Origin of the sequence: Pseudomonas sp. ESBL9 (assembly GCF_036668715.1) — a bacterium.
GTDB lineage: Bacteria > Pseudomonadota > Gammaproteobacteria > Pseudomonadales > Pseudomonadaceae > Aquipseudomonas > Aquipseudomonas lundensis.
The window spans coordinates 70,395-93,583 of record NZ_JAZEVV010000006.1 but is presented as its reverse complement, the minus strand read 5'-3'; the positions used below and the strand labels follow the sequence as shown (position 1 = coordinate 93,583).

Sequence of the window (23,189 nt, the reverse complement as noted above, 5' to 3'; positions counted from 1 at the left end):
ACGATCCACGAGGTGATTGATGCCCGATAATTCGCCACTCCCAAAAGACTCCGTTACTGCAGCCCAGCCCATTGCCGCGGCGCGTTTGCACTGGCTGGATTTGCTGAGCAAATACCGTCAGCCCATTGGACTTGCCCTCACCCTGTTGTTGTTCGCAATCGCCCTGATTGCGTGTCGACACTTGCTCAGTGAGCTGGACCTGAGCGCATTGCACGACTCGATTCTGGAAGTGCCCAAACCCGCACTTTTTGGCGCCGTGGCTGCCACAGCAGTCGGCTTTGTCATTTTGCTGGGGTACGAGTGGTCAGCCAGCCGTTACGCAGGTGTCAAACTGCCGCCCAAGACCCTGGCGCTTGGCGGGTTTACTGCCTTTGCGATTGGCAATGCCATTGGGCTGTCGCTGCTCTCCGGCGGATCGGTTCGCTACCGTTTGTATGCGCGTGAAGGCGTAGGCGCCTCGGAAGTCGCACACATGACGCTGTTCGCCAGCTTGTCATTGGGATGCGCTTTACCGCCGCTGGCAGCCCTCGCGACACTAAGCAACCTGCCCGCCGCCTCTGCCGCCCTGCACCTTCCAACTTATGTACTGGGGGCGATTGCCATCTCAGTGCTGGCACTGTTCGGCCTGCTGGCGCTGGGCATTTACCGCCGACGCCTGCCCCAGCAACCGATCCCCGACAACCTGCTGGTTAAAGCCGGCCGACGCACCCTGCGCCTGCCTAGCCTGCGTCTGACATGGCTACAACTGCTGATTACCGCGCTGGACGTGGCTGCCGCTGCCACCGTGCTCTATCTGTTACTGCCAGAAGCACCGCCTTTCGGTGCCTTCCTGCTGGTCTATCTGCTGGCCCTGGCCGCAGGTGTGCTCAGCCATGTCCCCGGCGGAGTCGGGGTGTTCGAAGCGATTTTGCTGGCCGCGTTTGCCGACACGCTCGGCGCCGCCCCACTGGCCGCGGCGTTGCTGCTGTATCGCATGATCTACGTGATATTGCCGCTGCTCATTGCCTGCCTGATGCTGCTGATCAATGAAGCGCAACGCTTGATCCAGACCCGCCAAAGCCTGCGCGTAGCCTCTGGGCTTGCGGCACCGATTCTGGCGATTCTGGTGTTCATGTCCGGCGTCGTGTTGTTGTTCTCCGGCGCCACGCCTGAAATCGACACGCGCCTGGAGCACATCGGCTTTCTCATCCCTCATCGCCTGATCGACGCGTCGCACTTTGGCGCCAGCCTGATTGGCGTGCTGTGTCTGTTGCTGGCTCAAGGCTTGCGCCGACGTTTATCGGCCGCCTGGATGCTCACCACCGTTTTGCTGCTGGTCGGCGCCGTGCTGTCGCTGCTCAAAGGCTTCGACTGGGAAGAAGCCTGCATCCTGACCCTCACAGCCAGTTTGCTGGCCCTGTTTCGCCGCTCGTTCTACCGCCCGAGCCGTTTGACCGAACTGCCGTTCTCGCCGCTTTATCTGGTTGCCAGCCTGTGTGTATTGGCGGCCTCGATCTGGCTGCTGCTGTTCGCCTACCAAGATGTGCCTTATAGCCATCAGTTGTGGTGGCAGTTCACCCTGGACGCAGACGCACCTCGCGGTTTGCGCTCGCTGCTGGGCGCTGCGGTGGTGCTGGTGGTGGTGTCGCTGACCTGGTTGTTGCGCACGGCCCGCCCGGTGATCCATCTGCCCGATGCCAGCGAGCTGGAACGCGCAGAGAAAATCCTCCTCGCTTCCGATCAACCTGACGGCGGTCTGGCCCTGACCGGCGATAAAGCGTTGCTGTTCCACCCGGACGACAACGCCTTTCTGATGTATGCCCGTCGCGGTCGCAGCCTTGTTGCGCTGTATGACCCCATCGGCCCCAATCAGCAACGCGCCGAACTGATCTGGCAATTTCGCGACCTGTGCGACACCTTCCACGCCCGCCCGGTGTTTTATCAGGTGCGCGCTGAAAACCTGCCGTTCTACATGGACATCGGTCTGACCGCGATCAAACTTGGCGAAGAAGCCCGCGTCGACCTGCACCGCTTTGATCTCGACGCCAAAGGCAAAGAGATGAAAGACCTGCGCTACACCTGGAACCGCGGCACCCGTGACGGGCTGTCACTGGAGATCCACGAGCCGGGCGAAGCACCGATGGATGAACTGAAGGTGATTTCCGATGCGTGGCTGACTGGCAAAAACGTGCGTGAAAAAGGCTTCTCCCTCGGGCGATTCAGCGAAGCGTACATTCGGCATTTTCGGGTGGCGATCATTCGTTTCGAAGGCAAGCCGGTGGCCTTTGCCAACCTGCTGGAGACCCACAGCCATGAGCTGTCGAGCCTGGACCTGATGCGCGCGCACCCGGACGCGCCGAAACTGACCATGGAATTCATGATGGTCGGCCTGATTCAACACTATAAGAAGCACGGCTACGCCCGCTTCAGCCTGGGCATGGTGCCGTTGTCGGGCCTGCAACCCCGGCGCGGCGCGCCGTTGACCCAGCGCCTGGGCTCAATGCTGTTCCAGCGCGGCGAGCACCTGTACAACTTTCAGGGATTGCGCCGCTTTAAAGACAAATTCCAGCCCGACTGGGAACCTCGATACATGGCCGTGCCTGCCGGGCTTGATCCGCTGGTCGCACTGGCTGATACCGCCGCCCTGATCGCGGGCGGCTTGACTGGATTGGTGAAACGTTAATGAAACATCGTTCCTGGCGGTTGCTGCTGGTAACTCTGGTGGTCGTGGTAGCGCTGGCCGCAGGCGGGTATACGGGGTGGAACCGCCCCGCGCCTGAACCCACAATCGAACATGTCACTCAAGCCGACGGCTCCACACTGACAAACGTCATGCCGGGCGAAAAGGCCCGCGCACAGGTCGTCATCGCCACGCCCGCTGACCAAGCGCTGAATGACAAGCAACTGCTGGCATTGAGCCGTGGCGGGGCCGCGCAGCTGGTTCAAGTGATCGTGCCCAAGGCTGACTGCACGCTGCAACAGCAAGCCCTGCAAAGCGCCCTGAGCCAGCTCAAAGGGCCTGCCACGCTGGTCAGCGGCATTGGCCCCGGTGCCAGCCTGGCATGGCGCTGGCTCGCCGGGCAAACCAGCGACAACGCTCGGGCAGTGTCGGTGGGTTTCGCACTGGAACAGCCGGGGTGCGCCCTGCCGCTGCCCGCGTCCGCAGCCCACGGCAACTGGCTGGTGGCCTGGAACGACAACCCCGACGATCCAAGCGCTGCTTTCGTGCGCGATCAACCGAACGCACAGACCAGCATCAGCGATTACGACATCCACTTTGCGCAAGTGCTGAGCAACGAGCTGCGCAAGCTACTGGTGGGCACGGAAAACGGCGGGTTGAACATGCCCGTGGTTGAAGTGCCCGCGGGCCAGCAAAACGACACCGTGACCCTGTTCCTGTCCGGTGACGGTGGCTGGCGTGACCTGGACCGCGACGTGGCGGGCGAAATGGCCAAGATCGGCTTTCCGGTGGTAGGCATCGACATGCTGCGCTACTACTGGCAGCACAAAACCCCGGAACAGAGCGCCACCGACCTGACTGAACTGATGCAGCACTATCGCCAGAAATGGGGCACCCAGCGCTTTGTCCTGGTGGGCTATTCGTTCGGCGCTGACGTACTGCCCGCCACGTATAACCGTTTACCGGAAGCCGAACAGAACCGGGTTGACTCCATCCTCCTACTGGCTTTTGCGCGCAGCGGCAGTTTCGAGATCCACGTCGATGGCTGGCTCGGCAAAGCGGGCGCCGAAGCCGACACCGGCCCGGAAATGGCCAAACTGCCCGCCGCCAAGGTGGTGTGCATTTATGGCGAAGAGGAAGTCGACGAAAGCGGCTGTACGGCCAAGACCGCTGTAGGCAAAGGCTTGAAGCTGCCCGGCGGTCATCACTTCGATGAAAACTACCCGGCCCTGGCCCAGCGCCTGGTCGACCTGATCAAGACGCATCAGGCCGCCGCTCAGTAACGCTCATAACGCTGACAGCCGCACACAATAAAGCCCGACCTCTTGCGAGGCCGGGCTTTTTTTCAGGCTAGATTTCGACCTGTGTGCCCAGCTCGATCACCCGATTGACCGGCAATTTGAAGAACCGCAGATTGCCGTTGGCGTTTTTCAACATGAACGCAAACAACCCCTCGCGCCAGCGCGCCATGCCCACCAGTTTGGAGGGAATCACGGTCTCGCGACTGAGGAAGTACGTGGTGCGCATCGGACTGAAATCCAGTTCGTCCAGATGACACAGCTTCAATGCTTGCGGCACATCGGGCTCGTCCATGAAGCCAAAGTGCAGGATCACCCGGAAAAACCCGTCGCCATACGCGTCCACTTCAAAACGCCGTTCGGCTGGCACCCGCGGCGAGTCTTCGTTGACCACCGTCAACAGCACCACTTGCTCATGCAATACCTGGTTATGCAGCAGGTTATGCAGCAACGCGTGGGGCACGGCATCCGGCCTTGCGGTCAGGAACACGGCCGTGCCTTGCACGCGATGCGGGGGCTGCACGCGGATGCTGCTGATGAACAGCGGCAGCGGCAATGCGTTTTCGTCCAGACGGTCCACCAGCAATTGCTTGCCCCGTCGCCAGGTGGTCATCAGCACGAACAGAACAATGCCGGCCAGCACCGGGAAGGCCCCGCCCTGCACGATTTTCGGCACGTTGGCAGCAAAGAACAGCCCGTCCACTAGCAAAAAACCCACCAAAATCGGCACCGTGAGGATCGGCCGCCATTTCCACAGCAACAGCATCACAGCCGACACCAGAATGCTGGTGATCAGCATGGTGCCGGTCACCGCCACGCCATAGGCCGAAGCCAGTGCGCCCGAGGACTCAAAGCCCAGCACCAGCAGAATCACACCGACCATCAGCGACCAGTTCACGGCACCGATGTAAATCTGGCCCTGCTCGTCACTCGAGGTGTGCTGGATATGCATGCGCGGGATGTACCCCAACTGAATGGCTTGACGGGTCAGGGAGAACGCCCCTGAAATCACCGCCTGCGACGCGATCACCGTGGCCAGCGTCGACAGCACCACCAAAGGAATCAACGCCCAACTCGGGGCCAGCAGATAAAACGGGTTGCGCGCAGCTTCGGGGTTTTCCAGCAACAGCGCACCCTGACCGAAGTAGTTCAGCGCCAGCGCTGGCAGCACCAGAATGAACCAGGCACGGGCAATCGGTTTGCGGCCGAAGTGCCCCATGTCGGCATACAGCGCTTCGGCACCGGTCAAGGCCAGCACCACCGCACCCAGAATGGCCACCCCCATGCCCGGGTGGGACACAAAGAAACGCACGCCCCATATTGGGTTCAGCGCATGGAGCACTTCAGGGTGTTGCGCGATCCCGTGGATACCCAAGCCGCCCAGCACCACAAACCACACCACCATCACCGGGCCAAACAGCTTGCCAATACTGGCGGTGCCATGACGCTGAATCAAAAACAGCAACACCAGCACAATCAAGGCCAGCGGCACCACCCAGTGCTCCAGCCCGTCGAAGGCCAGTTCAAGCCCCTCGACTGCCGATAACACAGAAATGGCCGGGGTGATCATGCTGTCGCCATAAAACAGCGACGCGCCGATCAGCCCAAGGATGACCAGGATCGTGCGCAGTTTGGGATAGGGAGACGCGGCACGACGTGCCAGTGCGGTCAGGGCCATGATGCCGCCCTCGCCCTGGTTGTCGGCACGCAAGATAAACAGCACGTACTTGATTGACACCACCCAGATCAGTGACCAGAGGATCAGCGCCAAAATGCCGAATACGCCGTCGTGGTTGACTTGAACCCCGTAAGCACCGGAAAACACCTCTTTGAGGGTATATAACGGGCTGGTCCCGATGTCGCCGTAGACCACCCCGACTGCTGCAACCAGCATCCCAATCGGCCTGGCTGTGGAATGCCCGCTTTCTGCCGCCTGACTACTTGCATGCCCCATCAACCACTCCTACAACTCTGGTCTACGTTTCTTAATGGCGAGCGCTACGCTTGATCGGCAGCATGCGCTGATTGTCTGACTGTTATCTACGAAAAATCGCAGGTTAAAAACCCTACTTTCGCAACGGCGCGCAGCATAGCGCAGCACTCGTCGTAAATCCCCGTATAACGCTGGTCAAGTGCGTTGACCATAGCTAAAATTGCGCACTTTTTTTCACTAGAGGCGCATCAAGCGTCCGTTCGTCGTGCAGCCTTTACGGGCATGTAACGTCACTACATACCGAGGTTCGCCATGTCCACCGTTACCACGCCAGCCAACCCCAAGGTTGGCTTCGTCTCTCTGGGTTGCCCGAAAGCGCTGGTCGACTCCGAGCGCATCCTGACGCAGCTGCGTATGGAAGGCTACGATGTCGTTTCCACCTACCAGGACGCCGACGTCGTGGTGGTCAACACCTGTGGCTTCATCGACAGCGCCAAGGCGGAGTCGCTGGAAGTCATCGGCGAAGCCATCAAGGAAAACGGCAAGGTCATCGTGACCGGCTGCATGGGCGTCGAAGAAGGCAACATCCGCAACGTGCACCCAAGCGTGCTGGCGGTGACTGGCCCTCAGCAGTACGAGCAAGTGGTCAACGCCGTGCACCAAGTCGTACCGCCACGTCAGGATCACAACCCGCTGATCGATCTGGTGCCACCCCAAGGCATCAAGCTGACCCCGCGTCATTATGCGTACCTGAAGATTTCCGAAGGCTGCAACCACAGCTGCAGCTTCTGCATCATTCCGTCGATGCGCGGCAAACTGGTCAGCCGTCCGGTAGGCGATGTGCTGGACGAAGCTCAACGCCTGGTCAAGTCCGGGGTTAAAGAGTTGCTGGTCATCTCCCAGGACACCAGCGCATACGGCGTGGACGTAAAATACCGCACCGGATTCTGGAATGGCGCCCCTGTCAAAACCCGCATGACCGAGCTGTGTGAAGCCTTGAGCACGCTGGGTGTCTGGGTGCGCTTGCACTACGTTTACCCGTACCCGCACGTGGACGAGCTGATTCCTTTAATGGCAGCAGGCAAAATCCTGCCGTATCTGGACATTCCGTTCCAGCACGCCAGCCCTAAAGTGCTCAAGTCCATGAAGCGCCCGGCGTTCGAAGACAAGACCCTGGCCCGCATCAAGAACTGGCGCGAAATCTGCCCGGACCTGATCATCCGCTCAACCTTCATTGTCGGCTTCCCCGGCGAAACCGAAGAAGACTTCCAGTACCTGCTGAACTGGCTGACTGAAGCGCAACTGGACCGCGTAGGCTGCTTCCAGTACTCGCCGGTAGAAGGCGCACCGGCCAATGATCTGGACCTGGACGTCGTGCCAGACGAGATCAAGCAGGATCGTTGGGAACGCTTCATGGCGCATCAGCAAGCCATCAGCGCCGCACGCTTGCAGATGAAAATCGGCAAGGAGATCGAAGTCCTGATCGACGAAGTGGACGAGCAAGGCGCAGTGGGCCGCTGCTTCTTCGACGCACCGGAAATCGACGGCAATGTGTTTATTGCCACCGAAAAAGACATCAAGCCGGGTGACAAGATCATGTGCCGTGTCACCGATGCGGACGAATATGACTTGTGGGCTGAAGCGCTGTAACACGCAATCAGCTCTCAAAAAGCCCTGCCGCGCTCGCGTCAGGGCTTTTTTTACGACTATTGTTAAGCCATGCCCTTAATCACGGATGAGGAGACCTGCTCAGAATGAAGCCGACTTGGGTCGTTCAAACACCGAGCCTCAAAGATTTCAATGAACTCGCCAATGTGTGGGAAGCATCGGTTCGCGCCACCCACGATTTTTTGCCCCGCAGCTACATTCAGGAGCTTAGAGAGCTGGTGGAGCATCGCTACCTGGATGCCGTGATGCTGGTGTGCTGCCGCGACCCTGTGAACAAGCGCATTGCGGGGTTTGCCGGGGTGGCGGCGCGCAAGGTCGAAATGCTGTTTATTCACCCCGATTACCGGGGACACGGCGTGGGCAAGAGCTTGCTGATGTTTGCCATCAATGAGCTGAACGCGACTGAACTCGATGCGAATGAGCAGAACCCGCAGGCCATCGGCTTTTACCTCAAACAAGGCTTTGAAGTGATCGGCCGCAGCGAAACAGACGGTCTGGGCGAACCCTATCCGCTGCTGCACCTGCGATATAAGCGCGCAACCCGAAGCCAGGACAAATGTTGCCGGGCTTAACCGGCCCGAGGCGGGTACAATAGCCGCCCAATTACATTACGGCCCTTGTCATGTCTGAACCGATACGTCTCTCCAAACGCCTCATCGAACTCGTCGGCTGCTCCCGCCGTGAGGCCGAACTGTTCATTGAAGGTGGCTGGGTCACGGTAGATGGCGAAGTCATCGACGAACCGCAGTTCAAGGTCGACAACCAAAAAGTCGAGCTGGACCCGCAAGCCAAGGCCACCGCGCCTGAACCCGTGACCATTCTGCTGAATGCCCCCGCCGGGCTGGACACCGACAGTGCCATGGCACTGATCGGCCCGGACTCCTTGAGCGAAGAGCACCGCTATGGCAAGCGCCCGCTTAAGGGCCACTTCCTGCGCCTGAGCGTGGGCAATGAGCTGCAAGCCAACGCCAGCGGTCTTTTGGTGTTTACCCAGGACTGGAAAATCGTCCGCAAGCTGACGGCCGACGCGAGCAAGATCGAGCAGGAATACGTGGTCGAAGTCTCCGGTGAGATGGCGCCTCATGGCTTGAATCGCCTCAACCATGGCATGACCTACAAGGGTCGCGAACTGCCTGCGGTCAAAGCCAGCTGGCAAAGTGAAAACCGCCTGCGCTTTGCGATGAAAAACCCGCAGGCGGGTGTCATCGCCCTGTTTTGCCAGGCCGTGGGCCTGACCGTGATTTCAATGCGCCGCATCCGTATTGGCGGCGTGTCGATGGGCAAGCTGCCCGTCGGGCAATGGCGCTACATGACAGCCAAAGAAAAGTTTTAACGACAGCTCAACCCCGCACATTTCGACACCGCAGCACGCCTGCGGTGCTCACTGCTGACTATCAGGATTGCTCACATGATTCATAACGACGTACTGCGCAGCGTGCGCTACATGCTCGACATCAGCGACAACACAGTGGTCGACATCATCAAGCTGGGTGGGCTGGACGTCACCAAAGAAGACGTGCTGACTTACCTGAAAAAAGACGAAGAAGAAGGGTTTGTGCGTTGCCCGGACAACGTGATGGCGCACTTCCTCGACGGGCTGGTGTTCTTCAAGCGCGGTAAGGATGAAAGCCGCCCACCCGTACCGGTGGAACTGCCCGTGACCAACAACACCATTCTGAAAAAGCTGCGCGTGGCCTTTGAACTCAAAGAAGACGACATGCATGCCATTTTGAAGTCGGCAGGGTTCCCGGTGTCCAAGCCAGAACTGAGCGCACTGTTCCGCAAGTTTGGCCACACCAATTACCGCACCTGCGGCGATCAGTTGTTGCGCAACTTCCTCAAGGGTCTGACCCTGCGTGTTCGCGGCTAAACCCTGAGGCACTGAAACAGCCCATGTCCTCGCTGCCCAAGGCTTCAACTTCATGACCTACAACGTGTCTGCGATAGGTTTTGTGCGCTCCTGCTTCAAGGAGAAGTTCGCCATCCCGCGCCAGCCCCAACTGGCGCCCGCGGCCCGTGGCGTCGTGGAGCTGATCGCCCCGTTCAATCAGGGCGATGCCGTGCAAGGCCTGGAACAGGTCAGCCACGTCTGGTTACTCTTTGTGTTCCATCAGGCCCTGGAGGACAAGCCGCGGCTCAAGGTGCGTCCGCCACGCCTGGGAGGCAACACCTCCATGGGGGTATTCGCGACCCGCGCCACCCATCGCCCGAACGGCATAGGCCAGTCCGTGGTCAAGCTGGACAAGGTCGAGGCTGATCGGCTGCATGTCTCGGGCATCGACCTGCTCGACGGCACACCGATTCTCGATATCAAACCCTACGTCCCTTACGCCGACATCATCGCCGGCGCGAGTAACAGCATGGCCAGTGCAGCGCCGGTGCTGATTCCTGTGAGCTGGACGGACACGGCGTTGCAGCAGGCACAGAACCACGGGCTGCGTCTTCAGGAACCGCTGGTGGAACTGATTGAACAGTGCCTGGCCCAAGACCCGCGTCCGGCCTACCAGACGCCAACAGCGCAACGTGAGTACGGCGCACAGTTTTGGGACCTGGATGTGCGCTGGCACTACCCGGAACCGGGCATGATCCGCGTACTTGAGGTCATTGCCGCGCGTTAAGTACCCGACAGCAAAAAGCCCGCGCAGTCCTTGGACCCCGCGGGCTTTTTGTTGAACGACGCGGTTACTTCTCGACGAAGGCGCGCTCGATCAGGTAGTCACCTGGCTCGCGCATGCGCGGCGAAACGGTCAGGCCGAAGCTGTTGAGCACTTCACTGGTTTCGTCCAGCATGCTTGGGCTGCCGCACAGCATGGCGCGGTCGTCCTGCGGGTTGATCGGCGGCAGGCCGATATCGCTGAACAACTTGCCACTGCGCATCAGGTCGGTCAGACGCCCCTGATTTTCAAACGGCTCGCGGGTAACCGTCGGGTAGTAGATCAACTTCTCGCGTACCGCATCACCGAAAAACTCGTTCTGTGGCAGGTGCTCGGTGATGAATTCGCGGTAAGCGACTTCGTTCACATAGCGCACGCCGTGGCACAGAATGACCTTGTCGAAACGCTCGTAGGTTTCCGGGTCTTGAATCACGCTCATGAACGGCGCAAGGCCTGTGCCGGTGCTCAGCAGGTACAGGTGCTTGCCCGGCTTCAAGTCGTCCAGCACCAGCGTACCCGTAGGTTTTTTGCTGATGATGATCTCATCGCCTTCCTTCAAGTGTTGCAACTGGGACGTCAGCGGGCCATCCGGCACCTTGATGCTGAAGAACTCCAGATGCTCTTCCCAGTTGGGGCTGGCGATCGAATAGGCGCGCATAAGCGGACGGCCGTTGGGTTGCATCAGGCCGATCATCACGAACTGACCGTTCTCAAAGCGCAGGCCCGGGTCGCGGGTGCACTTGAAGCTGAACAGGGTGTCGTTCCAGTGGTGAACACTGAGGACACGTTCGTGGTTCATGTTGCTCATCTACGGGGCTCCTAATTTCGCCTGCGCTGACTATGGGCGCGATTGCATAGCATTCTAATGGCGAGGACAATATCTGTTAACTGAATTATCAAGATAAGGGTTATCGGTTATATCGATATGCGATTTACTCTCAGACAACTCCAAGTGTTCGTCACCGTCGCCCAACAAGAGAGCGTGTCACGCGCTGCTGGCTTGTTGGCCCTTTCCCAGTCCGCCGCCAGCACGTCGATTACCGAACTGGAACGCCAGACCAGTTGCCAACTGTTTGACCGTGCCGGCAAGCGCCTTAGCCTCAATGCCTTGGGACGCCAATTGCTGCCACAGGCGGTCGCGCTTTTGGACCAGGCCAAAGAAATTGAAGACTTGCTCAATGGCAAATCCGGTTTTGGCTCACTCACCGTGGGTGCAACCCTGACCATCGGTAACTACCTGGCCACGCTGCTGATTGGCAGCTTCATGCAAGCTCACCCCGAGAGCCAAGTGAAACTGATCGTTCAAAACACAGCGCATATCGTGCAGCAAGTGACCCACTATGAAATTGATCTGGGTCTAATTGAAGGCGACTGTAGCCATCCGGACATCGAAGTGCAGAGCTGGGTGGAGGATGAGCTGGTGGTGTTTTGCGCACCGCAGCACCCGCTGGCTGCGCGAGGTCACGCCACTCTGCAAGAGCTGACCCGCGAAGCCTGGATCCTGCGCGAGCAAGGATCCGGCACACGCCTCACCTTCGATCAGGCCATGCGCCATCATCAAAGCGCGCTCAACATCCGCCTTGAACTGGAGCACACCGAAGCGATCAAGCGCGCCGTCGAATCAGGGCTGGGCATTGGCTGCATCTCCCGCCTGGCGCTGCGCGACGCCTTTCGACGCGGCAGTTTGGTTGCGGTTGAAACCCCCGAGCTGGACCTTGCGCGGCAGTTTTATTTCATCTGGCATAAAAAGAAGTACCAGACCTCCGCCATGCGCGAGTTTTTGGACCTGTGCCGCGCCTTCACCGCCGGGGTACACCGCAGCGACGAAATCGTACTGCCCAATATCGCTTAAAGCAGGATCACCGCCCACACCACTGCAATCAGGGTCAGCACCACAAACTGCGCGGCGCTGCCCATGTCTTTGGCGTTTTTCGACAACGGGTGCAGGTCCAGGGAGATACGGTCGATCGCGGCTTCGATGGCCGAGTTAATCAACTCGACAATCAGGGCCAACAGGCACACCGCGATGAGTAACGCACGCTCTACCCGACTGACACTCAGGAAAAACGTCAACGGGATCAGCACCACGTTGAGTAACACCAACTGACGAAACGCCGCTTCGCCGGTGAAGGCCGCACGCAGGCCATCCAGCGAATAGCCGCCAGCGTTCAAAATCCGTTTAAAACCGGTTTTCCCTTTAAAAGGCGACATATAAGTAACTGCGTAAGAAATGAGAAATGGACGCTAGATCACGCTTCGTCAAAAAAGCGTGAAGAACGGCCGATTAATGGCTCGAAATTGACTCCAGTTGTTGCAAAAGCAGCGCAGCCTGTGTGCGCGTACGCACGCCCAACTTGCGGAAAATCGCCGTCACGTGGGCCTTGATGGTCGCTTCCGACACGCTCAGCTCATAGGCGATCTGCTTGTTCAACAGCCCTTCACAGACCATGGTCAGCACCCGAAACTGCTGAGGCGTCAAACTGGCCAGACCTTCGCTGGCCGCTTTGGCTTCAGCAGACACTTGAACCTGTTCGAACGCCTGTGGCGGCCACGACACATCGCCATCGAGCACGGCGCGCACGGCCGTTTGAATCTGCTCCAAAGAGCTGGATTTTGGAATAAACCCGCTGGCGCCGAACTCTCGAGACCGCACCATCACCGAAGCCTCTTCCTGGGCAGAGACCATGACCACCGGAATTTGCGGATATTGCCCGCGTAACAGTACCAATCCGGAAAACCCGTAGGCGCCCGGCATGTTCAAATCGAGCAGCACCAGATCCCAATCCGCCTTGATGGCCAGCTGTTTTTCCAGCTCGGCAATACTGGCGACCTCTACCAGACGAACATCTGGTCCCAGCCCCAATGTCACCGCCTGATGCAAGGCACTGCGGAACAGAGGATGGTCGTCGGCAATCAGGATTTCGTATGTGGCCATTTTTTAAATGATCCCGTTTCAGGCGAGTACTGACGCATTGCAGTACCCGCTAAGGCAACTTGAGCAACAGTGTCGACACCGTGCGTCAAAGGGCGCATTTTACGCTAAACGTCGCGAAAAATAGGGGTTTGAACGGCAGCAGCGCCCGAATCGGCGCCAAGCATGCCCAGCGAATGCAAGAGGGTCAAGGATAAAACAGACGTCGCCTTTGAGCCCTGTCTGACATCCAGCACACCTGCAAGGCCGCGACTCTTTGACACACCCTGTCATTGCTGAAAATTGTAGCGCTACTTCTTTAGTCTATTGAGAGCGATTCTGGCGAAGGTCTTTTACAGAAAACGTCCAGCTCACGGTGCGCTACGCTGCTTTCGTTGATCGGCAACTGATTGCGGGCATCGAGGTAGTGCTGGCTGAACACATCGAAGTAGGCGTCCAGCGCAGTGGACGCCTGGGTATCGCCGGCCAGATCCAGGCACAGGCTCGCGACTTCTGCGGTGCATAAATGCTCGCTGCGGGTAGAGCGGCGAAGTCGATAGCGCGACAAACGCTCGGGCAACAGGCTCAGAATTGGCAACCGATCAAAGTAGGGGCTTTTGCGAAAGATCTTGCGCGCCTCCGTCCAGGTCGCGTCCAGCAGGATAAACAGCGGACGCTTGGCACTGTCGAGTTCAACGCTATGGGTCACACGCTCAGGCTCGACATATTCACCCGGAAACACCAGATACGGTTGCCATTGCGGGTCGGACAGTAACGCCAGCAAGCCCGGATCGGTTTCGGTACGCGACCAAATGAAGGCGTAGTTGTCACTCACCACATCCGCAATCAACCACCCGGTATTACTTGGCTTGAACACTTCCTTTTTGGTCATGATCAGGCACACGCCCGCCCGCGTGCTGACCTGCGGTCGCCAGCGACACAAGCAATGACTCGCGATCACCCGGCAGGTGTGGCAACGGGGCGCGCGTGAGCCGCGGGACAGGTAGGGTTTAGTGCTTTCCTCTTCTCGCTCGTCTCGTAAACGGGCGACTGCATTCGGGGAAAAAGTCATCAGGGTCATGTTTTTTACTTAAGGGGCAGATCGCCCGCTCGCCTCGGATGGGCGCAGGAGTCGATTCACTGAATAAAGGCGCGCAGTCTAACAGAGGCCACGCCCTGACGGCGGCGCCCGTGACGTGAGGCATTTCCTGACAGCGCAGGCTGACCTATACTCCCGCGCCACTGAACGCATAGACCTGTGGCGGGTCAAAGCCTGCGTCACTGAATCAGGAGAGTTTCATGCTGCGCTATATCATTCCGACCGTTGCTCTATTGCTCGCACTGCCTTTGGGCGCACAAGCGGCCTCTCTTGCAGAATTCAACCTGAACAAAACCCTGCTCAAAGTTGCTGACAAAAGCAACGAAGGCAAACCACGGGCAATCAACGCCGACTTGCTGGACAAAGGCTTTACTGTTGAAGGCACGGTACTGGTCAATAACCTGGAAGCGAGTCCGAACCTCGCCGCCCAGATGCGCTCCGCTCCAGAAGCGGCCATCCCCCAGCTGGGTCGCAGCGTTTGCAGCAATCCAAACTTCCGTAAGCTGATGGCCAAAGGCGCAACCATGCGCTTTAACATCCGGGAATATAAAACCAACAAGCCTGTGCTGGTTCAGGACATCGGCGCCGACAACTGCCAGCGCAAGAAATAACGGTTTAGCCCTCTATACCTGCACGCCGTACACCGATGCGGCGTGAACAGTCTCTGCACGTTTTACGATTCTTCATGCGCTTCAAGTAATTAGCGGTTGCCAGCCTTGGCGGTGCAAGACCATCATCAGGCCATCACTTTTGACACGGTGTGTCTGCGCTGTCTCATTCGCAGCGCCCAAAGGATGTTGTGCTGAAGGAGACGTACATGCCTGACCAACCCCATGAATCCCTCCCTTTTGAACCTGAGCACTTGAGCCTTGATATTGCGGCGCAAGTAGACGCTCAACTGCAGTTGATAGCACCCGACAGCCCCAACCGCGCGCTCTATCGCGAAATGCTGATGACCGTGTTGCGCATGGCCCACGAAGACCTTGATCGCTGGAATGCCAAAATCACACTGCAAGCCATACGCGAACTGGAAAAGACGTTCCGGGTACTGGAGCAGTTCCGGGGCCGTCGCAAAGTGACAGTATTTGGTTCTGCGCGAACCCCCATCGAAGATCCTCTCTATGCATTAGCCCGAGAAGTGGGCGCCACGCTTGCGCAATCAGATTTCATGGTCATCACGGGCGGCGGTGCTGGCATCATGGCAGCCGCGCACGAAGGCGCTGGCGCTGATCACAGCTTGGGCTTCAACATCACCTTGCCTTTCGAACAGCGCGCCAACCCCACTATTCTTGGCACCCCCAACCTGCTGGCGTTTCACTTCTTCTTCACGCGCAAACTGTTCTTCATCAAAGAGGCCGACGGGTTGGTCATGTGCCCTGGAGGGTTCGGGACGCTGGATGAAGTGCTGGAGGTGCTGACGCTGATTCAGACGGGTAAGACGCCGTTGGTACCGGTGGTGTTGCTGGACATGCCGGGCGGAACATTCTGGCAAAGCGCGCTGGACTTTGTTCACAACCACCTTGAAGCCAATCATTACATCTTGCCCAACGACCTCAAGCTGATGCGGCTGGTTCACAGCCCCGAAGAAGCCGTGGCCGAGATTAACCAGTTCTATAACAACTTCCACTCGACCCGCTGGCTGAACAAACTCTTTGCCGTGCGCATGAAACGCCCACTCAATGAGGAGGCGTTACATCAGGTTCGACAAACGTTTGCAGACATTTGCCTGAGCGATGGCTTCCATCAGCACGTCGACGATGAGCCCGGCTTCAGTCATTTGACTCGTTTAAGTTTTGCTTTCAGTGGTCGCAATCAAGGCCGCCTGCGTGAACTGGTAAATTTTATAAACCTGCCACGCAACTGGGCTGAACAATCAGGAGCGAGCTGTAGCCAAGAGATGGGCACAACCTGCACTTAATGGGATGCATTGGAACACGAAGGGCCTGGCGTACCTCGCAACGCTTGGCAGCAACAGCTGTTATCTGCTGTTGCTGCCAAGCGTTGTGATAGGCGTACTAATCATCAAACTCTCGGCCACTCAGCAGTCGACCGATCATTTCAAGCGAATAGCCGCGATAGCTCAAGAAACGCCCCTGACGGGCGCGCTCTTTGGGATCTTCTGGCATGCACCCGGAAAACTTTCGCTGCCACGCCTCTTTCAACTGCTCTTGCCAGTTGATTTCAGACTCACGCAATGCTTGCTCAATATCCCCCCGCGCCAAGCCACGCTGGTTGAGCTCTTCACGAATACGCAAAGGGCCGTAACCGGAACGGGCGCGATAGCGGATATAGCTTTCGAGGTAACGCGACTCTGACAACAGCCCCTCTTGCGTTAAACGGTCGAGGGCGATGTCGATCATCTCAGGGCAAGCGCCGCGCTGACGCAATTTGCGCGTCAGCTCGACTCGACCGTGCTCGCGGCGCGCGAGCAGGTCCATTGCGGATCGCCGGATGGCGGTGAGGTCTTCCAGAACAGCTGTCATGGCTCAATCAGTTGCTGTCTTCGTCCGAACCGGTGTTTTCAAGCTCCATTTCGGCAGCTTCCTGCTCAGCCGCCGCTTGCTTGGCAGCCTTGCTCATTTTTGGCATGACTTTCATTTCAGCCAGTTCGCTTTCAGTCTTAGGGCCCAACAGCTTGTCACGCAGCTGCTTTTCAAGGGTGGCCTTGATGTCCGGGTTCTCATCGAGGAACTTGGCCGAGTTGGCCTTGCCCTGACCGATTTTGCTGCCCTGATAGCTGTACCAGGCACCGGCTTTTTCAACGAAACCGTGCAATACGCCCAGCTCGATCATCTCGCCATTGAGGTAGATGCCCTTGCCGTACAGAATCTGGAATTCTGCCTGGCGGAAGGGAGGTGCCACTTTGTTTTTGACGACTTTGACTCGGGTTTCGCTGCCGACTACGACGTCGCCTTCTTTCACTGCACCGGTACGACGGATGTCCAGTCGAACCGAAGCGTAGAACTTCAGGGCGTTACCACCGGTAGTGGTTTCCGGGCTACCGAACATGACGCCGATTTTCATACGGATCTGGTTGATGAAGATCACCAGGCAATTGGCGTTTTTGATGTTGCCGGTAATTTTGCGCAAGGCTTGCGACATCAAGCGGGCTTGCAGACCCACGTGGGTATCACCCATGTCGCCTTCAATTTCCGCTTTAGGCGTCAGGGCCGCCACGGAGTCAATGATGATCACGTCAACCGCATTGGAGCGCACCAGCATGTCGGTGATTTCCAGTGCCTGTTCGCCGGTGTCTGGCTGGGAAACCAGCAGGTCATCGACATTCACGCCAAGCTTGGCGGCGTATTCAGGGTCCAGCGCATGTTCAGCGTCGACGAATGCGCAGGTCGCGCCCGCTTTTTGGGCTTGCGCGATAACGGACAGGGTCAAGGTGGTTTTACCGGAAGACTCTGGACCGTAGATTTCAACAATGCGGCCCTTTGGCAGACCGCCAATGCCCAGCGCGATGTCCAGGCCCAGCGAACCGGTAGAGATAGCCGGGATGGCCTGGCGGTCCTGATCGCCCATCAGCATGACGGCGCCTTTGCCGAATTGACGTTCGATCTGACCCAAGGCCGCAGCCAAGGCTTTCTTCTTGTTGTCGTCCATTAAAGTCCTCTCGTAATCAATAAGGCCTGGCGGCCGATAACTGTATAAGTAGCCAGTATTATTCCACAGGGTTTCAGGATCGCCTACCCCTGATTTTTTATTTCTCTTACCGTTCGGCGTATTAAGCCTTCCAGAGCCGCTTTGACTGTTTGCCGACGGACCTCGTCGCGGTCCCCCGGGAAATGCCTGCACTCGGCAGAAACCTCGCTGCCAACCCCCCAGGCCAGCCAGACCGTGCCCACCGGCTTGGCCGCAGAACCTCCGCCGGGCCCTGCCACACCGCTGACCGCAACTGAAAAACGTGCCCCGCTCTGCGCTTGTGCGCCGCGGGCCATGGCCTCTACCACTTCACGGCTGACAGCGCCGACCTGGGCGAACAAGGGCTCCGGCACTTGCAACTGCCTGGTTTTCTGATGATTGGAATAGGTAACAAACCCCGCTTCAAACCAGGCCGAACTGCCTGCGATACGGGTGATGGCTTCTGATATTGCGCCACCGGTGCATGACTCGGCGGTCGTGACCTGCGCATTAAGAACCTGCAATTGCCGCCCAAGTTCAGCCGCAAGCTGAGTTAATTCATCCACGATCGACTCCTTTAAAGCGCTCACTCGGGCCACTAAGCTACACGACCCCCATTCGGGTCGCCACGGGCCGGGCATCACCTCAGGCGGTGAGCGCTCGTCAGCCCAAAAGGGCTAACCGTCAACCCCCAAACGCTTTGCAGCCCAACGTTGATACAGGCTGATGGCAGCATCTGCGCCCGCCAGTGCCGTCAAACACCCCAAGGCGCCCGCGGCCCAGACCGACATGCCGGCCGCGTAAAGCAGCATGAACGTCGAGACCCCGCACACCATGCAAGCGCCAGAACGCAGCGCCAGCCGGCGCACCAGCGGCCATCCGCTCGCGCCCTCTTTGTCGGCCCGCCACATTTCGCCAAAAATACCGCCCACCAATGCCAGAAGGACGACCAGCAACACCGGCATATCCAACAAAACTTGCGGATCATTCATCGCTTCATCACTCCTGAGTCCTTATCGAAAAGCGTCAATGTCTGACTTATAGGCTGAACACTTGACGCTCCTCTCGCACCACATCCTTGCGTAAGGTCGACCTCTGCAGCCATAAAACCAAGATTATGCCTGTATGAATATACAGTCAATGCACTGATGCATATTCTTTCCTTCGCTTATGAGTGTCAGCTGCAATCGCAAGCCGGGCAGGACATTTCTTTTCAGGTGCGAAAAAAAGCCTGCTGAGAGCAGGCTTTAGGGGGGAGAAGCGTCTTAGCGGGCGTACATGCCCCACCAGAACACATGGCCGAGAATCACCAGCTGCTCATCCTCAAGGTCGGCATAGAGGTAATCCTCGTCTGGATACTCGTCGTGGTTAAAACTGCGCAAACGCAGCCCAGTCGCCAGGCGATACAGCTGTTTTACCCGAAGCTCGCCGTTGTGGTTGATTGCATACAGATCGCCGTCCACAACATCATCCAGTGAACGTTTACCGGCATTGACCCCGACTGTTGCGCCGTCCCGCAGGACCGGCAGCATGCTGTCACCGCGTACCGTTACACATTTCGCCTGATCGAATTGCACACCGTTGTGCCGCAGGCTGCGCTTGCCAAAACGCAGCTTGGCTCGCTCACTTTCCTCAATGGCAAAACGCCCGGAACCTGCCGCCAGCTCAACCTGACGCAAGAACGGGATCGACACCTCGTCATCGGCCACGGGCGTATCGTCATCCCACAGGCAAATATCACGCAGCTCCGGATGCCGCGGCTCGGGGTGAGGCACTGGGTCCTCACGCCCACGCAGGCGGTCAGTGCTGATATTGAAATACGCGGCTATTTTTGAAAGATGGCGGTCTGACGGCTCGGCAATCTTGCCACTCAAAATTCTGGACAGCGTGGATTGCGGGACACCGGTCAGACGATGCAACGCCATGGCACTGATGTGGTGCCGTTCGAGCAGCGCTTTAAGGACGATTGAAACAGTACGTTCAGGCATGGGCCGAATATTGCTGGGCAAGCGCCCCGTTGGCAAATCCTAATTCTTCTCTATATAGCAACACGCCGGACTGAGCCGAGCATGCCTGTAGATGCAAGGCGCTGGCATGTTAACCTTGCGCCCATTGCCATAAAGCTGTGCCCGGCACCCGCTTTTCACTCCTCTTTTATAAATGAATCCGCCTAAGCCCTGATGAGTAAAAATACTTCCGACCTGTCTTCCCACACACCGATGATGCAGCAGTACTGGCGCCTGAAAAACCAGCACCCTGATCAGTTGATGTTCTATCGCATGGGCGACTTTTACGAGATCTTCTACGAAGACGCGAAGAAGGCTGCCAAGTTGCTGGACATCACCCTCACGGCACGTGGACAGTCGGCAGGACAGGCGATTCCCATGTGCGGCATTCCTTATCATGCGGCCGAAGGTTATCTGGCCAAGCTGGTGAAGCTGGGCGAGTCGGTGGTGATCTGCGAGCAGGTTGGCGACCCGGCCACCAGTAAAGGACCGGTTGAGCGTCAAGTGGTGCGGATTATCACGCCAGGCACCGTCAGTGATGAAGCGCTGCTGGATGAGCGCCGCGACAACCTGATTGCCGCCGTTCTTGGCGATGAACGTTTGTTTGGTCTGGCCGTTCTGGACATCACCAGCGGCAATTTCTCGGTATTGGAAATCAAGGGCTGGGAAAACCTGCTGGCTGAACTGGAGCGCATCAACCCGGTTGAGCTGATGATCCCCGACGATTGGCCTCAAGGCCTGCCCGCCGAGAAACGCCGTGGCGTGCGTCGTCGTGCACCGTGGGACTTCGAGCGCGATTCGGCCTTGAAAAGCCTGTGCCAGCAGTTTTCCACCCAAGACCTCAAAGGTTTTGGCTGTGAAAACCTGACATTGGCCATTGGGGCAGCCGGTTGTTTGCTCAGTTACGCCAAGGAAACCCAACGCACCGCCCTGCCCCACTTGCGCAGTCTGCGCCACGAACGCCTGGACGACACGGTGGTGCTCGATGGCGCCAGCCGCCGCAATCTTGAGCTGGATACCAACCTGGCGGGCGGGCGCGACAACACGCTGCAGTCGGTAGTGGATCGCTGCCAAACGTCTATGGGCAGCCGCTTGCTGACCCGCTGGCTGAATCGTCCATTGCGCGATTTACCGGTACTGCTGTCACGCCAGACCTCGATTACCTGCCTGCTGGACGGCTATCGCTTCGAGCGCTTGCAGCCCCAGCTCAAAGAAATCGGCGATCTGGAGCGCATTCTGGCGCGTATCGGCCTGCGCAACGCAAGGCCCCGCGATTTGGCGCGTCTTCGTGACGCACTGGCCGCACTGCCTGAACTGCAAGACGCCATGCTCGATTTGCACGCGCCGCACTTGCAGCAGTTGGCGGCCACCACCAGCACCTATCCCGAACTGGCTGCGTTGCTGGACAGAGCGATTATTGATAACCCGCCTGCGGTGATTCGTGACGGCGGCGTGCTGAAAACCGGCTATGACGCCGAGCTGGATGAACTGCAAGCCTTGAGCGAGAACGCGGGTCAGTTCCTGATTGACCTGGAAGCCCGTGAAAAAGCCCGTACCGGGCTGGCCAATCTCAAGGTCGGGTACAACCGGGTGCATGGCTATTTCATCGAGCTGCCAAGCAAACAAGCAGAACAGGCGCCTGCGGACTACATCCGCCGCCAGACCCTCAAAGGAGCCGAACGGTTTATCACCCCCGAGCTCAAAGCCTTTGAAGACAAGGCCCTGTCCGCCAAAAGCCGTGCCCTGGCCCGCGAGAAAATGCTTTACGAAGCGCTGCTTGAAACCCTGATCGGTGAATTGCCGCCGCTGCAAGACACGGCCGCCGCACTGGCCGAACTGGACGTACTGAGTAATCTGGCCGAACGCGCTTTAAACCTCGACCTCAATTGCCCGCGGTTCGTTGAAGAACCGTGCATGCGCATTCAACAAGGTCGTCATCCGGTGGTGGAGCAAGTGCTGACCACCCCTTTTGTGGCCAACGATCTGGCGCTGGATGACAACACCCGCATGCTGGTGATTACCGGCCCGAACATGGGTGGTAAATCCACTTACATGCGGCAAACCGCCCTGATTGTGCTCTTGGCGCACATCGGCAGTTTTGTCCCGGCCGCCAGCTGCGAACTGTCGTTGGTCGACAGGATTTTCACGCGTATCGGCTCCAGCGATGACCTGGCTGGCGGACGCTCTACCTTTATGGTGGAAATGAGCGAAACCGCCAACATTCTGCACAACGCGACAGAGCGCAGCCTGGTGTTGATGGACGAAGTGGGCCGTGGCACCAGCACGTTTGACGGTTTGTCGTTGGCATGGGCTGCGGCAGAACGTCTCGCTCAATTGCGCGCCTATACGCTGTTCGCTACCCACTATTTCGAATTGACCGTGCTGCCAGAGAGCGAACCACTGGTGGCCAACGTGCATTTGAGCGCGACCGAACACAACGAGCGCATTGTCTTCCTGCACCACGTATTGCCTGGCCCTGCGAGTCAAAGCTACGGGCTTGCGGTGGCCCAACTGGCGGGGGTTCCGGCGAATGTCATCACTCGCGCTCGCGAACATTTAAGCCGACTCGAAACCACCAGCCTGCCCCATGAAGTGCCTGCACCGGCCCCAGGCAAACAATCAGCGCCCCAGCAAAGCGATATGTTTGCTAGCCTTGCGCATCCGGTGCTGGACGACCTGGCCAAGCTGGATCTTGACGACCTGACGCCACGCAAAGCCCTTGATTTGCTCTACACATTAAAGACACGCATCTAACCATGCGATAGAATCGCGCGCGGTTCGGGATGCTACTGGCCTTTTAGCCTGGCCAATAGATACCACTCCCGAGCCTGGCGAGCCCGACCTGGAAGGGCTTCGCTGCCGCCGCCTGAGGAGAAAATTAGAAATGACCTTCGTCGTCACCGACAACTGCATCAAGTGCAAGTACACCGACTGCGTAGAAGTCTGTCCGGTGGACTGCTTTTACGAAGGCCCGAACTTCCTGGTGATTCACCCGGACGAGTGCATTGATTGCGCGCTTTGTGAGCCTGAATGCCCGGCGCAAGCCATCTTCTCCGAGGATGAAGTGCCAGCGGGTATGGAGAATTTCATTCAGTTGAATGTGGAGCTGGCTGAAATCTGGCCGAACATCACTGAACGCAAAGACCCTCTGCCGGACGCGGAAGAGTGGGATGGCAAACCAGGCAAGATCGAACACCTGGAGCGCTGATTCACGCTGCACTAAAAAGCCCCGTCTCTTGCGAGCCGGGGCTTTTTACGTTTTGACGTTGCGCTTTAATCCTCATCCGGGCCGCACGCCTCTCCTGCCACTGCAAAGCAGGCCGGGCTTAGCGCT

The 23,189-nt window shown here is 58.3% G+C and carries 22 protein-coding genes; 12 read left to right on the top strand and 10 right to left on the bottom strand.

Annotated elements, in window-relative coordinates:
• Nucleotides 1–19 precede the first annotated feature (19 nt).
• Nucleotides 20–2,662 carry a bifunctional lysylphosphatidylglycerol flippase/synthetase MprF gene (gene mprF / locus V6F78_RS17435; RefSeq protein WP_332727963.1) on the top strand — a complete coding sequence of 881 codons (2,643 nt, stop codon included), beginning with the start codon at nucleotides 20–22 and terminating at the stop codon, nucleotides 2,660–2,662.
• Nucleotides 2,662–3,942 carry a virulence factor family protein gene (locus V6F78_RS17430; RefSeq protein WP_047292563.1) on the top strand — a complete coding sequence of 427 codons (1,281 nt, stop codon included), beginning with the start codon at nucleotides 2,662–2,664 and terminating at the stop codon, nucleotides 3,940–3,942. Before mprF ends, V6F78_RS17430 begins: the two co-directional genes overlap by 1 nt.
• A gap of 67 nt (nucleotides 3,943–4,009) precedes the next feature.
• Here the strand turns inward: V6F78_RS17430 and V6F78_RS17425 are convergent, their stop codons facing one another.
• Nucleotides 4,010–5,911, bottom strand: a complete 1,902-nt coding sequence (locus V6F78_RS17425; RefSeq protein ID WP_332727962.1) for a potassium transporter Kup — start codon at nucleotides 5,909–5,911, stop codon at nucleotides 4,010–4,012.
• Nucleotides 5,912–6,202: 291 nt separating this feature from the next.
• Here V6F78_RS17425 and rimO point away from each other — a divergent pair, with 291 nt between their 5' ends.
• From rimO to tsaA, 5 genes are all read left to right on the top strand, one after another.
• Nucleotides 6,203–7,540 (top strand): 30S ribosomal protein S12 methylthiotransferase RimO, encoded by a 1,338-nt coding sequence (rimO, locus tag V6F78_RS17420; protein ID WP_047274158.1) that lies wholly within the window; start codon nucleotides 6,203–6,205, stop codon nucleotides 7,538–7,540.
• A 104-nt stretch (nucleotides 7,541–7,644) separates the two neighbouring features.
• The gene (locus tag V6F78_RS17415; protein ID WP_094991048.1) at nucleotides 7,645–8,130 is read left to right on the top strand and encodes a GNAT family N-acetyltransferase; all 486 of its coding nucleotides are present in this window, start codon (nucleotides 7,645–7,647) and stop codon (nucleotides 8,128–8,130) included.
• A 50-nt stretch (nucleotides 8,131–8,180) separates the two neighbouring features.
• Nucleotides 8,181–8,891, top strand: coding sequence for an rRNA pseudouridine synthase (locus tag V6F78_RS17410; protein ID WP_047292557.1), 711 nt, complete (start codon nucleotides 8,181–8,183; stop codon nucleotides 8,889–8,891).
• Between the two features lie 75 nt (nucleotides 8,892–8,966).
• Entirely contained in the window at nucleotides 8,967–9,428 is a 462-nt protein-coding gene (locus V6F78_RS17405) for a DUF1456 family protein (protein ID WP_332727961.1), read from the top strand.
• A gap of 52 nt (nucleotides 9,429–9,480) precedes the next feature.
• The gene (tsaA, locus tag V6F78_RS17400; protein WP_169840262.1) at nucleotides 9,481–10,176 is read left to right on the top strand and encodes a tRNA (N6-threonylcarbamoyladenosine(37)-N6)-methyltransferase TrmO; all 696 of its coding nucleotides are present in this window, start codon (nucleotides 9,481–9,483) and stop codon (nucleotides 10,174–10,176) included.
• A gap of 64 nt (nucleotides 10,177–10,240) precedes the next feature.
• Here the strand turns inward: tsaA and fpr are convergent, their stop codons facing one another.
• A complete protein-coding gene (gene fpr / locus V6F78_RS17395; RefSeq protein ID WP_047274148.1) occupies nucleotides 10,241–11,020 on the bottom strand; it encodes a ferredoxin-NADP reductase in 780 nt (259 codons plus the stop codon).
• A 117-nt stretch (nucleotides 11,021–11,137) separates the two neighbouring features.
• Between fpr and V6F78_RS17390 the strand changes: the two genes are divergently transcribed.
• The gene (locus V6F78_RS17390) at nucleotides 11,138–12,064 is read left to right on the top strand and encodes a LysR family transcriptional regulator (RefSeq protein WP_047274145.1); all 927 of its coding nucleotides are present in this window, start codon (nucleotides 11,138–11,140) and stop codon (nucleotides 12,062–12,064) included.
• Here the strand turns inward: V6F78_RS17390 and V6F78_RS17385 are convergent.
• From V6F78_RS17385 to V6F78_RS17375, 3 genes are all read right to left on the bottom strand, one after another.
• A complete protein-coding gene (locus tag V6F78_RS17385; protein ID WP_047274143.1) occupies nucleotides 12,061–12,423 on the bottom strand; it encodes a diacylglycerol kinase in 363 nt (120 codons plus the stop codon). The two genes, V6F78_RS17390 and V6F78_RS17385, sit on opposite strands and share 4 nt — an antisense overlap.
• A gap of 73 nt (nucleotides 12,424–12,496) precedes the next feature.
• Nucleotides 12,497–13,147: a response regulator transcription factor ErdR gene (gene erdR, locus V6F78_RS17380; RefSeq protein ID WP_047274141.1), complete on the bottom strand. Its 651-nt coding sequence runs from the start codon at nucleotides 13,145–13,147 to the stop codon at nucleotides 12,497–12,499.
• A gap of 295 nt (nucleotides 13,148–13,442) precedes the next feature.
• Complete coding sequence (locus V6F78_RS17375) at nucleotides 13,443–14,195, bottom strand: tRNA-uridine aminocarboxypropyltransferase (RefSeq protein ID WP_047292629.1); 753 nt, start codon at nucleotides 14,193–14,195, stop codon at nucleotides 13,443–13,445.
• Nucleotides 14,196–14,422: 227 nt separating this feature from the next.
• Between V6F78_RS17375 and V6F78_RS17370 the strand changes: the two genes are divergently transcribed.
• Both V6F78_RS17370 and V6F78_RS17365 read left to right on the top strand, forming a co-directional pair.
• A complete protein-coding gene (locus V6F78_RS17370) occupies nucleotides 14,423–14,833 on the top strand; it encodes a PA3611 family quorum-sensing-regulated virulence factor (RefSeq protein WP_047278646.1) in 411 nt (136 codons plus the stop codon).
• A gap of 206 nt (nucleotides 14,834–15,039) precedes the next feature.
• Nucleotides 15,040–16,140, top strand: coding sequence for a TIGR00730 family Rossman fold protein (locus tag V6F78_RS17365; protein WP_094991050.1), 1,101 nt, complete (start codon nucleotides 15,040–15,042; stop codon nucleotides 16,138–16,140).
• A 97-nt stretch (nucleotides 16,141–16,237) separates the two neighbouring features.
• On the opposite strand, the gene recX is transcribed toward V6F78_RS17365, so the two are convergent.
• From recX to V6F78_RS17340, 5 genes are all read right to left on the bottom strand, one after another.
• Entirely contained in the window at nucleotides 16,238–16,705 is a 468-nt protein-coding gene (recX, locus tag V6F78_RS17360) for a recombination regulator RecX (RefSeq protein ID WP_047292549.1), read from the bottom strand.
• Nucleotides 16,706–16,712: 7 nt separating this feature from the next.
• Entirely contained in the window at nucleotides 16,713–17,831 is a 1,119-nt protein-coding gene (recA, locus tag V6F78_RS17355; RefSeq protein ID WP_169858578.1) for a recombinase RecA, read from the bottom strand.
• Nucleotides 17,832–17,914: 83 nt separating this feature from the next.
• Nucleotides 17,915–18,415 (bottom strand): CinA family protein, encoded by a 501-nt coding sequence (locus V6F78_RS17350; RefSeq protein ID WP_047292546.1) that lies wholly within the window; start codon nucleotides 18,413–18,415, stop codon nucleotides 17,915–17,917.
• A 111-nt stretch (nucleotides 18,416–18,526) separates the two neighbouring features.
• Nucleotides 18,527–18,841, bottom strand: coding sequence for a phage holin family protein (locus V6F78_RS17345; RefSeq protein WP_047274129.1), 315 nt, complete (start codon nucleotides 18,839–18,841; stop codon nucleotides 18,527–18,529).
• A 273-nt stretch (nucleotides 18,842–19,114) separates the two neighbouring features.
• Nucleotides 19,115–19,837 (bottom strand): LexA family transcriptional regulator, encoded by a 723-nt coding sequence (locus V6F78_RS17340; RefSeq protein WP_169837374.1) that lies wholly within the window; start codon nucleotides 19,835–19,837, stop codon nucleotides 19,115–19,117.
• A 192-nt stretch (nucleotides 19,838–20,029) separates the two neighbouring features.
• Between V6F78_RS17340 and mutS the strand changes: the two genes are divergently transcribed.
• Both mutS and fdxA read left to right on the top strand, forming a co-directional pair.
• The gene (gene mutS, locus V6F78_RS17335) at nucleotides 20,030–22,609 is read left to right on the top strand and encodes a DNA mismatch repair protein MutS (RefSeq protein ID WP_047274125.1); all 2,580 of its coding nucleotides are present in this window, start codon (nucleotides 20,030–20,032) and stop codon (nucleotides 22,607–22,609) included.
• 130 nt (nucleotides 22,610–22,739) lie between these two features.
• Nucleotides 22,740–23,063 carry a ferredoxin FdxA gene (gene fdxA, locus V6F78_RS17330; RefSeq protein WP_047292542.1) on the top strand — a complete coding sequence of 108 codons (324 nt, stop codon included), beginning with the start codon at nucleotides 22,740–22,742 and terminating at the stop codon, nucleotides 23,061–23,063.
• Nucleotides 23,064–23,189: the final 126 nt, after the last annotated feature.

Excerpts from the sequence above, each read along its gene's own strand:
- mprF (WP_332727963.1), top strand. The coding sequence starts at position 20 with ATGCCCGATAATTCGCCACTCCCAAAAGACTCCGTTACTGCAGCCCAG.
- V6F78_RS17430 (WP_047292563.1), top strand. The coding sequence starts at position 2,662 with ATGAAACATCGTTCCTGGCGGTTGCTGCTGGTAACTCTGGTGGTCGTG.
- V6F78_RS17425 (WP_332727962.1), bottom strand. The coding sequence starts at position 5,911 with ATGGGGCATGCAAGTAGTCAGGCGGCAGAAAGCGGGCATTCCACAGCC.
- rimO (WP_047274158.1), top strand. The coding sequence starts at position 6,203 with ATGTCCACCGTTACCACGCCAGCCAACCCCAAGGTTGGCTTCGTCTCT.
- V6F78_RS17415 (WP_094991048.1), top strand. The coding sequence starts at position 7,645 with ATGAAGCCGACTTGGGTCGTTCAAACACCGAGCCTCAAAGATTTCAAT.
- V6F78_RS17410 (WP_047292557.1), top strand. The coding sequence starts at position 8,181 with ATGTCTGAACCGATACGTCTCTCCAAACGCCTCATCGAACTCGTCGGC.
- V6F78_RS17405 (WP_332727961.1), top strand. The coding sequence starts at position 8,967 with ATGATTCATAACGACGTACTGCGCAGCGTGCGCTACATGCTCGACATC.
- tsaA (WP_169840262.1), top strand. The coding sequence starts at position 9,481 with ATGACCTACAACGTGTCTGCGATAGGTTTTGTGCGCTCCTGCTTCAAG.
- fpr (WP_047274148.1), bottom strand. The coding sequence starts at position 11,020 with ATGAGCAACATGAACCACGAACGTGTCCTCAGTGTTCACCACTGGAAC.
- V6F78_RS17390 (WP_047274145.1), top strand. The coding sequence starts at position 11,138 with ATGCGATTTACTCTCAGACAACTCCAAGTGTTCGTCACCGTCGCCCAA.
- V6F78_RS17385 (WP_047274143.1), bottom strand. The coding sequence starts at position 12,423 with ATGTCGCCTTTTAAAGGGAAAACCGGTTTTAAACGGATTTTGAACGCT.
- erdR (WP_047274141.1), bottom strand. The coding sequence starts at position 13,147 with ATGGCCACATACGAAATCCTGATTGCCGACGACCATCCTCTGTTCCGC.
- V6F78_RS17375 (WP_047292629.1), bottom strand. The coding sequence starts at position 14,195 with ATGACTTTTTCCCCGAATGCAGTCGCCCGTTTACGAGACGAGCGAGAA.
- V6F78_RS17370 (WP_047278646.1), top strand. The coding sequence starts at position 14,423 with ATGCTGCGCTATATCATTCCGACCGTTGCTCTATTGCTCGCACTGCCT.
- V6F78_RS17365 (WP_094991050.1), top strand. The coding sequence starts at position 15,040 with ATGCCTGACCAACCCCATGAATCCCTCCCTTTTGAACCTGAGCACTTG.
- recX (WP_047292549.1), bottom strand. The coding sequence starts at position 16,705 with ATGACAGCTGTTCTGGAAGACCTCACCGCCATCCGGCGATCCGCAATG.
- recA (WP_169858578.1), bottom strand. The coding sequence starts at position 17,831 with ATGGACGACAACAAGAAGAAAGCCTTGGCTGCGGCCTTGGGTCAGATC.
- V6F78_RS17345 (WP_047274129.1), bottom strand. The coding sequence starts at position 18,841 with ATGAATGATCCGCAAGTTTTGTTGGATATGCCGGTGTTGCTGGTCGTC.
- V6F78_RS17340 (WP_169837374.1), bottom strand. The coding sequence starts at position 19,837 with ATGCCTGAACGTACTGTTTCAATCGTCCTTAAAGCGCTGCTCGAACGG.
- mutS (WP_047274125.1), top strand. The coding sequence starts at position 20,030 with ATGAGTAAAAATACTTCCGACCTGTCTTCCCACACACCGATGATGCAG.
- fdxA (WP_047292542.1), top strand. The coding sequence starts at position 22,740 with ATGACCTTCGTCGTCACCGACAACTGCATCAAGTGCAAGTACACCGAC.